Source organism: Mucilaginibacter sabulilitoris, from assembly GCF_034262375.1.
Classification (GTDB): domain Bacteria; phylum Bacteroidota; class Bacteroidia; order Sphingobacteriales; family Sphingobacteriaceae; genus Mucilaginibacter; species Mucilaginibacter sabulilitoris.
In genome coordinates this window covers 6,399,123-6,412,687 of sequence record NZ_CP139558.1, presented here as the reverse complement: position 1 = coordinate 6,412,687, position 13,565 = coordinate 6,399,123, and the positions used below count along the sequence as shown (strand labels likewise).

The 13,565-nt window shown below is 42.7% G+C and carries 9 protein-coding genes; 7 read left to right on the top strand and 2 right to left on the bottom strand.

What is annotated here, in order from left to right; all coding sequences use genetic code 11:
- Positions 1-184: 184 nt before the first annotated feature.
- Entirely contained in the window at positions 185-1,252 is a 1,068-nt protein-coding gene (locus tag SNE25_RS27045) for an NHL repeat-containing protein (protein WP_321562142.1), read from the bottom strand.
- Positions 1,253-1,561: 309 nt separating this feature from the next.
- Here SNE25_RS27045 and SNE25_RS27040 point away from each other — a divergent pair, with 309 nt between their 5' ends.
- Entirely contained in the window at positions 1,562-2,617 is a 1,056-nt protein-coding gene (locus SNE25_RS27040) for a hypothetical protein (protein WP_321562141.1), read from the top strand.
- Between the two features lie 143 nt (positions 2,618-2,760).
- Here SNE25_RS27040 and SNE25_RS27035 read toward each other — a convergent pair whose 3' ends face one another.
- A complete protein-coding gene (locus SNE25_RS27035; RefSeq protein WP_321562140.1) occupies positions 2,761-3,327 on the bottom strand; it encodes an RNA polymerase sigma-70 factor in 567 nt (188 codons plus the stop codon).
- 151 nt (positions 3,328-3,478) lie between these two features.
- Between SNE25_RS27035 and SNE25_RS27030 the strand changes: the two genes are divergently transcribed.
- The 6 genes from SNE25_RS27030 (at position 3,479) to SNE25_RS27005 (ending at position 13,378) form a co-directional block, all read left to right on the top strand.
- Positions 3,479-4,636 carry a FecR family protein gene (locus tag SNE25_RS27030; protein ID WP_321562139.1) on the top strand — a complete coding sequence of 386 codons (1,158 nt, stop codon included), beginning with the start codon at positions 3,479-3,481 and terminating at the stop codon, positions 4,634-4,636.
- 207 nt (positions 4,637-4,843) lie between these two features.
- Positions 4,844-8,134 (top strand): TonB-dependent receptor, encoded by a 3,291-nt coding sequence (locus SNE25_RS27025; protein WP_321562138.1) that lies wholly within the window; start codon positions 4,844-4,846, stop codon positions 8,132-8,134.
- Between the two features lie 27 nt (positions 8,135-8,161).
- Entirely contained in the window at positions 8,162-9,625 is a 1,464-nt protein-coding gene (locus tag SNE25_RS27020; protein ID WP_321562137.1) for a RagB/SusD family nutrient uptake outer membrane protein, read from the top strand.
- A gap of 55 nt (positions 9,626-9,680) precedes the next feature.
- Entirely contained in the window at positions 9,681-9,803 is a 123-nt protein-coding gene (locus SNE25_RS27015) for a hypothetical protein (protein ID WP_321561241.1), read from the top strand.
- 56 nt (positions 9,804-9,859) lie between these two features.
- Positions 9,860-10,003, top strand: a complete 144-nt coding sequence (locus SNE25_RS27010; protein ID WP_321562136.1) for a hypothetical protein — start codon at positions 9,860-9,862, stop codon at positions 10,001-10,003.
- A 423-nt stretch (positions 10,004-10,426) separates the two neighbouring features.
- Positions 10,427-13,378, top strand: coding sequence for a discoidin domain-containing protein (locus tag SNE25_RS27005; protein WP_321562135.1), 2,952 nt, complete (start codon positions 10,427-10,429; stop codon positions 13,376-13,378).
- Positions 13,379-13,565: the final 187 nt, after the last annotated feature.

Genomic DNA, 13,565 nt, shown 5'->3' with positions numbered 1-13,565 from the left:
TAATAACGTGAAAGTATTAAAGTTTTATATTTCTAATTGTTGATCGTTCATATTTCTAAATCTGCCAATAAACGCAAATCATATAGGAAATAGTTCGAAATTTGTAAAGTAGGGGTCACGTCAAAAAAAGCACTTACATAGAGTTGTAAGTGCTTTTTTATTTTAGAATTAAATTTGAATATTATTATTTCAAGATCAGCTTTCTGATAGTATTATGCTGGTCTGTAAAGTATATGGTATTTTCATCTTTTGACAAGACCAGGCTCCTGGCGTAAACATCAGCGGCAGAACCCACGCCGTCTCTGCCATCAGGGTGGGCAGCGTTAGGGCCTGCCAGAACCTCTAAGTGGTTGTTAAAAATACTCTTGATATATCCCGATTCTGCAAAATAGATTGTGCGGCTATCATTTGTTGCAATTAAATCAGAGATAAGTGCATCTGTTCTTAACCTTATGGTTCTGAAAATACGCGTAAAAGTTCCGCCCGGCGTCAGCTGATAAAAAAAGGCGCCTGAACCAAAATATTTAACACCATTACGTGCACAAAACAACGAGCCCATATGTCTGTTCCTGTCCTTTAATGAATCCAATGGTGGCGAATAGGTGTTTGTACCTACTATGCCGTCCGGGCCTGGTAATAGCTTTTCCATTTTGTCAATACGCAGAAACCAAAAAAAGTCATTATAAGGATCTTTACACAAATCGTAAATGTTTTGCGAAAGTTCATCAGGGTAACCTCTCAACGGTGGTGTTGAAACTGTGCCATCCGGCTTTAAGATCCATATACGCTTTGCAGCGCTACTAACGAAAGTTAAAATGTTTAATGTTCCGTTAGCAGAAAAACCTAATTTAAATGGGTAGTATATCGACTCCCCATCACTTAGTGGAATTGGAACAGTGGTAACGATACTTTCGGAGGTTATCTTTCGTATTTTATGATTTTCCCTGTCTGCAACGTATAAGGTGCCATCGTCTCTGATACATATTCCTTCAGGTGTAAAAAAACCGGCTGCAGCTCCAATTCCATCATTTGAGCGGGCGTTTTGTCCCCATTTGGGATCATAGGGCGTTCCTGCAATGGTCACTACCGAACGTGGCGGCAATAAACTGTTCGCAGCCTTGTTTATTGATTGTTTAGCGCCGGCCAAAGAAGGGTCATTAGACGAAGAGGCGTTAGATGCCTCGTCTTTTTTACAAGAATTGAAGATGAGCGCAATCATTGCGAAGATCGACAGGTAGGTTTTGATTTTCATAAGGCTTATTTTTTGATTATAGGTTTAATCAAATGTAATTTAATAAGCTAATAATATTCTTTACAATATTTTCACGTTTAGGTACACAGTTCTAAATTGGGTGGGATAAATATCTGGTAACCTTGCTGTTGATTGAAAATACCTTTAAATAACTTATTTCAAAGTTAAATCGTTGTTTTTTCGAAATACTATGTTATTAATATGTTTTACAATACCGTATCAGAGTTACTCAAATTGGTAACAATGCGAATTTGGTTAAATTATTATGTACTCATTTCTATAAATTTATTTACCAAATCTCACCTGATTATGAAAATTAAATTTACCTATGTTAGTATGCTGGTAGTGGCATTTGCTATAACCAGTTGTACAAAAAACGAACAGCCTGTTCCGGAAATTAACACAGACCAGCGTGTGGCCTTAACCACAGATGCAACCACAGCTGCCAAAGCAACTGCTCCAAATACAATTAGTACTATCGCGGGCCAGCGGTATACGTCAGGCGCAACTAAAGTTGATGGCCCGGCGCTTTCTGCGCGTTTTAACTTTCCTACCGGCCTGTTTACAACCGAAAGCGGCATCTTGTATGTTGCGGACACCCGTAATAATGCCATCCGTCAAATTCTTAATGGGCAAGTGACCACATTAACATTGGCTCCTAACAATTATGGAGAAACTATTCATGAACCCATTTATGTTGGTTTACAACGAATAGGCACCATTCATGTTATCTGTGCAGTCACTCCCGATGGTGACCCCTACAGCCAGTCATGGATATTTGGCCCGACGGGAGAATTTGTAGCCAGCCAATGGGACACATATGTGGAGCGGGCTTGCTTAGCAAAAGACCCTTACAGTGACGTTTTTTGGACCAGCGTTCACATGGAGATATTGAAGGACCAGGCTGTGACCAGCGAATATATAGGCAAAGACCCTGTACAATATGATACGAGTATATTACCTGAAAATGATTACCACCGGGGTACTGTTTACCGTGCCATGTTCGTAGGATACAATAATGTAAAATACCTGGGAGTAAACAATCATATGTATAAGCTTACACCATCCGGAGTTTTTGCCAGAATTTATGCGGATTTGTCACTGGGCAATATAAGCTGCATTATTGCAAACAAAGACAGTCGCACAATCTATTTCGCAGCCGACGGATATATTAAAAAGATAGTAAATAACAAACTGACCATTCTGGCGGGGCCAAACGCTAAAACTCCCGATGGGAGGGACGGAGTTGGATTACTCGCTGATGTGCACGCAAGGAGCTTAGTACTAGCGAAATTTGAGGGTGAAAACACGATTTATTTCACAGATACATTCACAAACACCATTCGTAAGTTATCATTAAAATAATTTAAGGCGCTGACGTAAACTGGCCTATGGGATTGTTAGGTTGCGTTATTCGATACAAGTAGATTGATGAATGAATCACAAAGGAATAATAAATCATTATAACTATCCTACTTATATATAATTTGAATACAGTATACGCCAGTTTACAGCAATATAAAAGACGCTATATTTTTAAACGCTACTCTTAAATGTTTCAGCGCCGATGTAAGCTGATTTTCGACAGTTTTTTTGGAAACGCCCAAGCGGTCGGCAATATCCTGGTTTGACAGGTGCTGCATGCGGCTTAAAAGAAATATCTCGTGACAACGTTTGGGCAACTGATTAAGATACCTTTCCAACTCTTGTTGAAGTTCGGCATCGCGAAAGTACGTATCTCCCGAGTTAAATTCCGATAAGTAATCAATCTCATTAAAATCGGCTTTATACACCAACGAAAGTTTAGACGCTTTTGACCGGTTATGCAGTTGATACCTGATGGCCGTTAATAAAAAATTAGGGAATTGATTTATTTCCAGATCCTTTCGCCTGTTCCATAAACTCACAAATACATCGTGTACAATTTCCAGGCTGACCTCTTCATCATTTAGCTGGCGAAACGCCGCTTTATACATCCTGGCCCAGTAACGATCAAAGAGCACGTCGAAAGCTAACCCGTCATCATTACGAATATCATTCCATAAATCGGAATCGCTCTTAAAGGTTTTGAACATGAAATTGGTTTGATAAAAGTAGAAAAAAGTAATTACATGTCAACTCAACAATAAAAAATCGATAATTTTTTTACAATGTATGGGTGTTGGTGGTTGGGATGCATACTATATAAGTATAGCCCTATTAATAAATCATATAGATTAACACTTAATGATTACCAAAGAAGAGTTTCTTTTTCTCTACGAAAAAAATTTATCCGGTGAATGCACACCTGAAGAAAAGCGGTTATTGGAATCATACCAGGACGAGGTGACTATGCCAGATGGTAAATGGGAGCCGGGTTTGGGAAACAAAAAGCGGCTTCATCGTACCCTAAAAGCAAATCTACAAGAGAGTATTCCTTATAAATCCTTTTCGCGCACGCCAAACAGGTACACCTGGATGAAAGCCGCGGCGGCTATTTTGGTATTATTTACAGCTGGGGTTCTGCTTTGGAGATCGCAGCAGCCGGTGAGCAAAAAACCTGTTTATGCCGTTGCTCCGGTAGTTAAGAAAATTCTCCCTGGCGGCAATAAGGCATATCTAACAATGGCTAACGGCACAATTATTACCCTTAACGGCCTCAAGAATGGGCAGCTGGCCACGCAAACCGGCGTTCAGATCAATAAAGTAAAAGACGGGTTACTGACCTATAGTCAGCAGTCAGCAGCCGGTGCCGGAGGTAAGGAATTAGCCTACAATATGATCAATACGCCACGCGGCGGCCAGTATCAGCTAATATTGGCAGATGGTACCAAAGTTTGGTTAAACTCTACCTCTTCCTTAAAATACCCGGCTGTGTTTTATGGTAAAGAACGAAAAGTCGAACTCTCGGGAGAGGCCTATTTTGAGGTGGCTAAAAATCCATCTAAGCCATTTACGGTAAGTGTAAATGGCATGAGCGTACAGGTTTTAGGTACCCATTTTAATGTCATGGCCTACAACGACGAAAAGGATATCAAAACAACTTTACTGGAAGGATCGGTTAAATTAACCAATCATGGCCACCAGGCTTTACTGAGGCCGGGCCAGCAGGGGGCTTTAAATGAAGGCCAATCAGCTTTCATTGTTAAGGATGTTGATGTGGACGACGCCGTAGCCTGGAAAAATGGACTTTTCGCTTTCAATAACGAAGATATACAAACAATTATGAAACGCATTTCGAGGTGGTATGACGTAGATGTTGTATTCCCCGAAAAATTCAGGAGAAAGAATTTTGGAGGAACAGTATCCAGATTTGGCGACGTTTCCGAGGTTTTACATTCTCTCGAGCTAACAGGATCTGTTCATTTCAAAACTGAAGGAAGGAGGATAACTGTGATGCCATAATTACTCATTAAGTACATCATGTTATCTTAAAAAACCAACCAGGGGAAGTCGAGCGCCCCCGGTCAGTATGCCATACGGCTTTTAAGGTAATATAATCAATCATTACGAACAACCAATTATTTATTAACCTCAAATCAAATGTATAAAATTATTAATGCATTTCTATGCATGCGGAATTCCCGCGTATTTTTTAAATCGCTGTTGATCATGAAACTCATCATCATATTACTAACTGCTTCTATTTTACAGGTGAGCGCTGTAACATACGCGCAGCAGATTAGTATTAATGTAAAAGAAGCTTCGTTACAACAGGTTTTTAAAAAACTGAGAAAGCAAAGCGGCTACAACTTTTTGTACGACAGCGATATGCTGAACAGCGCCAGGCCGGTGAGCTTTTCGCTTAACAACGCCTCGTTGGATGACGTGCTTAAAGCATGTTTTGCCGATCAGCCATTAACATACATTATCAATCAAAATACAGTAATCATAAGGCCGAGACCAAAGCAGTCTGCAGACGCAGTGCAGGACGTTACGGTAAGCGGTAAGGTGGTCGACGAAAAAGGGCTTCCGGTACCTGGGGTAAGCGTAAAAATAAAAGGAACCAATACCGGCAGCATAACCGATTTAAATGGTGCATATTCCGTTAAACTGCCTACCGGCAATGAAACCCTTGTGTTTAGCTTTATAGGTTACGCTACGCAGGAAATATCCGCAACCGGACACACGCAATTAAATGTTACCCTGGTTGAAATGCAATCGGCCCTGAATGAGGTAGTTGTTGTTGGTTACGGTACGCAGAAAAGAAGCGATGTTAATGGTGCCATATCTTCGGTTGGTGCAAGTAAATTGAAGGATCAGCCTGTAACCAACTTACAGGGTGCACTTGAAGGTAAAACTTCAGGCGTTCAGATCATTCAAAACTCCGGTTCGCCGGGCGCTACGGCACAGGTACGCATCAGGGGTCTAACTTCATTAAGTAATTCCGATCCTTTGTATGTTATTGACGGTATTCCGCTGGCTTCTAATGATATCAATATTATTGATCCCAATAATATCGAATCTATTGATATCTTAAAAGATGCATCGGCACAAGCCATTTATGGTTCGCGTGGTGCTAACGGTGTAGTACTGGTTAAAACCAAAAAAGGTAAAAAAGACAATTCGGTAATATCTTTTGATACTTATCAGGGTATGTCAACCGTACGCAAAACATTAGACATGTTGAGCTCTTCAGATTATGCGCTGCTCAACAACGAAGCGTATAAAAATGCAGGTCAGGCCTTGCAATTGCCAACGGATCTTACAGCCTCTTCACCTACAACCGATTGGCAGAAAGAGTTATTCCGCACGGCTTATATGCAGAATTATAACCTGGCAATAAGCGGGGGGAGTCAAAACGTTACCTACCGGGTGAGCGGCGGTTATCTAAAACAACAGGGAACTATTGTTGGGTCTGATTATAACAGGTTAAACATATCCAATAACCTGGTTTTCACGCCAAAATCGAACCTGGAATTTGGGGAAAGTTTTGCGCTTAATAAATCATTAACCCATAACGTACAAACTGATTATAACGGGAACCTGATTAACGATGCCTTTGCCGAAGACCCTACTATACCTGTTAAAAATCCCGACGGTAATTACAGTGCTACCAAGTATTCGGACATTGTAAATCCATTAGCAAAAATCCATTATTTGTATGCGAATCGTCCGTACAATCAATGGGGCTTATTGGGTAATACTTATCTGCAATACAAGCCTATAAAAGGACTGACTTTAAAAACATCATATAGTATCGATTTGAAGTTTACTGACAATAAGCAGTTTACACCTACGTATGATGTTGCGCCAAATTTCAGAAACCCTAATCCTCAACTTTATCAGCAAAAAGACCAAACCAATCACTGGACCTGGGATAATACAGCGACCTATGATTTTGACTTAGGAAAAGATCATCACTTTGATGTGTTGGCTGGTGTATCAGAAGAAAGGTTTACTTATAACAATGTTTACGGGCAAAATCAGGGTCAGCCGGGTAATGATCCGTTTTTGCAATACCTTGATGCCGGTATAAGCAACCCTGTAACCGGTGGGAGTCAGCAGCAATGGGATTTGTTATCGTACATAGGCCGTATCAATTACAACTATCAAAATAAATACTATTTAACCGCCACACTCCGTCGTGATGGTTCCTCAAAATTTGGCGCGAACAACCAGTTTGGTAATTTCCCGTCCGTAGCATTAGGCTGGAATTTAACTAACGAATCGTTTTTTCCAAAAAGCAATACACTTAGCTATTTAAAACTTCGCGGCAGCTGGGGTAAATTGGGTAACCAGGCCGTGTTAGGGTATTATGATTATGCGGCAAATATCAATACAGGTTATTATGCTATAGGATTACCTGCCGCCGCAGTACCTACGGCTGGTCCAAACGGATTGCCTAACCCTGATATCAGGTGGGAGCAAACCAAACAATGGAACGCAGGTTTCGACTATCAGTTATTCAACGGTAAAGTAACCGGCTCTTTTGATTATTACGAGAAAACAGCTGCTGATATGCTGCTTGTTCTTAACATTCCATCTATATCGGGCTTTACACAAAGTCCGCGTGAAAATGCCGGAACAATGAAAAACTCAGGTGTCGAGTTTTCGGCAGATTACTCAACGCAGATAAATAAAGATCTGAATTTTAATGCAGGCTTCCATTTTGCCACCGTTAAAAACAGGGTACTAAGCCTTGAACAAACCGGCGAAAAAATTTATAGCGGTAACATTAAACCGGGTCAAACTGAGTTAACAGTAGTTGGTCAGCCCCTGGCTTCCTTTTACGGCTATGTTGCAGATGGAATCTTTCAAACCCCGGCAGATGTAACCGATCATGCTACACAGGCATCGGGCACAGCCCCTGGCGACATCAGGTTTAAAGACCTTAACGGAGATGGTATAATTGATCAGAATGATCAAACATTCCTGGGCTCGCCTATCCCTAAATTAACCTATGGCTTTAATGTGGGCGCCAGCTACAAAGGTTTCGATCTGAATTTGACTTTCTCGGGCGTGTACGGCAATAAACTCCTTGCTGCTTATAAATACTATACTGATGGTTTCTTTATTTCTAATTATAACATGGAGAAGGAAGCATTGGGGCGCTGGACCGGTCCGGGTACCAGTAATACCCTGCCTCGTTTAACCGCGAGTGATCCTAATAATAACTCACGTGTGTCCAGTTTTTATCTGCAAAGCGGGTCTTATCTGCGTTTGCAGAACCTTACTTTCGGGTACACGCTTCCGCAAAAATTCCTGGAGCGCTCTAAGATCAAATCACTAAGGTTTTATTTCTCGGCGCAAAACCTGCTCACTTTTACCAAGTACACCGGATATGATCCTGAGATAGGGCAGCAATATAGCGGAGCAGGTGGAAGCCTGGATCTGGGTATTGATAACGGTAACTATCCGCAAAGCAGAACGCTGTCGTTGGGCGCTAACCTATCCTTTTAACCGATGTACAATTTAAAAGTTATTATTATGAAATATCAATATATTATCCTGGGAGCCTTACTTATAATTGGCCTCGGGGGATGCAAGAAATTCCTGGACGAAACACCAACCGCGCACCAGTCAACATCAAGTTTTTATAAAACCAGCGATGACGCTGTTAGGGCAGTAACTGATGCCTACCGCATGATGAAGGATCAGGCTTATGGAGGTTATTCACCATCCTCTTTTGGTGATATCATGTCTGACGATGCCAACAAGGGTGGCGGCGGCGCATCAGATCAGGGTTTGATACAGCAGCTTAAAATTTTTACCGCGAAGGCCGATAACGGATACGTATACAACGCCTGGCGCGATAATTTTAAGGGGATATACCTGGCCAACCTGGTTTTGCAAAAAGTTCCGGCTATTGCCATGGACGACAAATTAAAGGCACAGGTACTTGGCGAAGCCCAGTTTTTGCGCGGATATTTTTACCTGCAGCTGGTAAGGTTGTTTGGCCGGGTGCCATTGGTAACCACCCCGCTGGAAAATGGTGAGTTTAACGTTAAGCAATCTGCAGCGGAGCAAATTTTTGCTCAGATTGAGGCTGATGCCAATGCAGCAATGGGCTCATTACCAAACAAGAGCGACCAGGCTGCAACCGACCGCGGCAGGGCGACAAAGGGGGCGGCGCAAGCGTTGCTTTTAGAAACCTACATGTGGGAAAAGAAGTGGGCAGCTGCACAGCAATTAGGCGACCAGATCATTTCTTCAGGCCAATATACACTTGCGCCCGATGTAACCCAGATATGGACGCTGGCCGGTGAGTTTGGTCCGGAATCAATTTTTGAAGTGAACAACGAGAACATCCCAGGAAAGGGGGTAGGTAACCTGTTAAACTTGTTTGATGCCCCAAGAAATACATGGGGTTATGGGTTCACTGTTCCGTCTGAGTCTCTTGTTAAAGAGTTTGAAACAGGCGACCCAAGGTTAAATGCCACCGTTATATTTGACAAAGAGAAGATGCCGGATGGAACGATAATTAATGCATCAACCAGTGAAACCGGCTACTGGAACAGGAAATACTGGTTAGCCCAAAACGAAATACCTACCAATAATGGCGGAGGTGCGGGCGACGGCCCAACCAACGACCGTGTTTATGGCCTGGCGCAGGTGATGCTCTGGACTGCCGAAGCGGCTTTTCAAAGTGGTAATGCAGCTCATGCTACAGATCTGGTAAACCAGATCAGGGCAAGGGCCAAAAAAAGCGGCGGCAATACCGATAATTCTATTTTACCAGCATATGGCACGGTTACCCTGGCTAATATTTACCACGAAATGCGTGTAGAAACAGCGTTGGGAGAGCACCGCCGTTTTTATGAATTGGTTAGAACGGGAAGAGCTGCCAGCGTATTACCCGGCTTTAAAGTTGGTGTAAACGAGCATGTGCCTATTCCATTAACCGAAATTCAGTTAAGCGGAGGGATACTTACACAAAATCCAGGTTATTGAGTGTCGCGAGCAAATCAGAGGTTCGCAGAACCACTGATTGCGAGCTGTATAAAAGATGAGGGACGGCCCCTCGGTATCGGCTTACAGGAGCGGGTACCAAACCGCCGCTAAGCTGCTTTGGTTAAGTGCCTTGGTAGTGAGCGTTAGCGGAAAAGGCATCATTAAAGGTGTCAGGTAAGTGTTAAGAAGGTGAACGCAAGTGAACCACTGATGAGGCATCGAAAGGATTAGACGATGTCAAAACCGGGTAACAGTAGCGACCCAGGGACAAGCAAGGCGGGAACCTGTTTACTGGCTTTGCGGCATCCGGTGTATAAGTGGCACGAGCTTAACACAGGCTTTTGTATGGAACGCGAGAACCTGTCGCCATCATGTTAAGGGAAAACCTCAAGTCGGTGCACCGGCAAGAGGGAAAGTACCGATGGATGGCACGGGGGCGGAACATCCCGTATTAGTAATGAAGTTCCTGTAATGGGAATGGAGCGAAGGGGATGTATTAACAGGCTTTCTATATCCGGCGCAAAACTGAGCGATCAGGAGGTAGCAAAGGATGAAAGCAAAACACGCGGAGTCAAGGACAGACCCCGGTGTATTAGTTAATAAGAGCCGTGTGATGGGAGACTATCAAGCACGGTTCTATGAGGGACTTGGGGTGAAATTCCCCAGGTCTACTCGACAAACTTTCGGTTCTGTAAGTTTAAAACTAACTGATTCCCGCGGCCCTGTTAATCGGGCAGCGGGAATTTTTTCGCCCGTTTGTTAAGAAATTAAGCATTTTAAGTCCCTCACTCATTACTTCCCATGCAAAAAAAATACATTTTTAAAGCTATCATTGCATTCACGGCGATTATAGTTTTTCCATTCCATACGTTTGCCCAATCCAACATTGTCTATCTCAATAGTTCAGAGCATCAGCAATGGATGGTAAAGCCACAGGCAGATATATCCGATGCCAACGCAGTTAAAACAGCCGGTTATGAAACCAAAGGTTGGGTACCCGCGATTGTACCCGGGACTACTTTTGTTTCGTACGTGGCAGCCGGTTTAGAGAAAGACCCCAATTTTGGTGATAATATTTATAAGGTCGACAGGGCCAAATATGATCGCAGTTTTTGGTACCGTACAGAATTCAACGTTCCGGCTGGTTATTCAAAAAAGCACATCTGGCTTAACTTTAAAGGGGTAAACCGTAAAGCCACAATTTACCTGAACGGAACTCTTTTAGGCAATCTTGACGGGTTTATGCAGCTGGGACAATTTGATATTACCACCCAGGTAAAAGGCCATGATGAAAATGTACTGGCCGTATTGGTTGATATTCCCAGACAACCGCTGGCCAACGTGGGTAGTCCCAACTATGTGTCAAGCGCAAGCTGGGACTGGATGCCTTATGTGCCAGGTCTTAACTCTGGGATTACCGATAATGTTTACCTGAGCAATACCGGTGACGTTACCATAAAAGACCCATGGATCCGCAGTAGCCTGCCCACCAATGCCCGGGCTGATGTGTCTATTGAAATGGAAGTGAAGAACAATGCCCCGGTTGCAAGAACAGCTGTTATCAAAGGCCTCATCACACCAGGAAATATCGAGTTTACTCAAAAAATAAACGTTAATGCCAATGGAGAAACTTCCATTAAGCTGGATAAGAAAACGTTCTCGCAATTAATGATTAATAGCCCTAAACTATGGTGGCCGAATGGCTATGGCGAACCAAACCTTTATAACTGCAAGCTGAGCTTAGTTGCGGATGATGAGGTGTCTGATGTGCAAAATATAAAATTCGGAATTAAACGGTATAGCTACGATACTATTGATCATGTGCTGCATGTGGCTATTAACGGGGTAAAAGTGTTCATTAAAGGCGGCGACTGGGGTATGTCGGAGTATTTGCTGCGCTGTCGTGGGCAGGAGTACGACACCAAGGTACGCCTGCATAAGGAAATGAACTTTAACATGATCCGTAATTGGATTGGCTCAACTACTGATGAAGAGTTTTACGATGCCTGCGATAAATATGGTATCATGGTATGGGACGATTTTTGGCTGAATGCCAACGAAAACCTGCCTGCCGATATCAACGTTTTTAATGCTAATGCCATCGAAAAAATCAAGCGTTTCCGTAACCATGCTTCTATAGCTGTTTGGTGCGCCGAAAACGAGGGCTGGCCTATGGCACCATTAAATAACTGGTTAAAAGAAGATCTGGCAACTTTTGATGGGGGTGAAAGATATTACCAACCTAACTCCCATGCCGAAAACCTGACCGGCAGCGGCCCCTGGGCCAGTAAAGATCCCAGGTATTATTTTACCGCTTACCCTACCGGTCTTGGAGGTAATAAGGGCTGGGGACTGCGTACAGAATTGGGTACAGCCGTTTTTACCAACTTTGAAAGCTTTAAAAAGTTTATGCCCGAAGATAAATGGTGGCCACGTAACGAAATGTGGAACCTGCACTTTTTTGGCCCTTTAGCTTTTAATGCAGGTCCCGACCAATATGATGAAAGTGTTAGCAGCTATGGTAAGCCAACAGGCATTGAAGATTATTGCCGTAAGGCCCAGTTTGTAAACGTGGAAACCAATAAGGCCATGTTTGAGGGCTGGCAGGATGCTATGGGCGAAGACGCCTCAGGCCTCATGGCCTGGATGAGCCAGTCGGCTTACCCGTCTATGGTGTGGCAAACCTATGATTACTACTATGACCTTACAGGCGCGTTCTGGGGAGCCAAAAAAGCCTGTGAGCCACTACACATTCAATGGAACCCACTAACAGATGCCATCAAGATCATTAACACTACCCGTTCCGATATTGAAGGGTTAACCGCCTCGGCTGATGTTTATAACCTGGATGGTTCACTGGTTAAACAATACAGTATGTCAAAAACCGCCGATGCGCCGGCAAATAGCGCGGGCGAGGTTTTTAAACTTAAATTTAATCCTTATAAGGCCGATTTGGCGCTAAACAAAAAGGTATTCGCGTCCTCATCGACTAATGGCGAACCCAATGCAGTTAACGATGGTAACACGGGCACGCGTTGGGCAAGTAAAAGCAGCGACCAGGAATGGATCACGATTGATCTCGGTAAGGATGAGGTTGTAAATGGTGTTGGTTTAAACTGGGAGGCCGCCTATGCCAAAGCATTCAAGATCCAGACATCAGGCGATGGTAAGCAGTGGAGTGATGTTTATACTACAGACGAAGGCCGCCCGGGTGAACAAAAGATCGCGTTTCCGGAAGTAACAGCCAGGTATGTGCGGATGCAGGGTGTGGAGCGCGCTACTTATTGGGGCTATTCACTGTACAGCTTTGAGGTTTATCAAGGCGATGTGGCCAGCCCAGGTTTATCAGCTGTTCATTTTATCAAGCTAAAATTAACAGATAAAACAGGTAAATTGGTATCAGATAATTTTTACTGGAGAGGTAACAAGCGTAAAGATTACAGTGCTTTAAATACACTGGCAAAAGTTAATTTAAAGGTAGATTACAAAACCGTTAAAACAGGTGATAAATATGTTATCTCTGCTAACATTACCAATCCGGCATCATCAAACGCTGTTGCTTTTGGAGTAAGGGTACAAGCAGTAAGAGCGTCAAATAACGAGCAGATATTACCAGCCATCATGAATGATAATTATTTTTCATTGCTCGAGGGTGAAACCAAAACAGTAAAAATTGAATTTGATGCCAATTTGTTAGGCAGCGATAAAATTAAGCTGATCGTAGATCCTTATAACAATGATAAAAAGAATTAAAATAATGGATTGGGTTTAGGTTTAATTATCAGATTTATAACTGATTAAGTACGGTAGCATGAGTGATGTTATTTGCCATGTTACCGTATTTCGCATCATAAAATATCTAATTACGATATATCGTAATTGTTTTTCTTTTGTATTTGCGTAAATCATTGATTGTCAGTATATTTAAAAATGGCATATT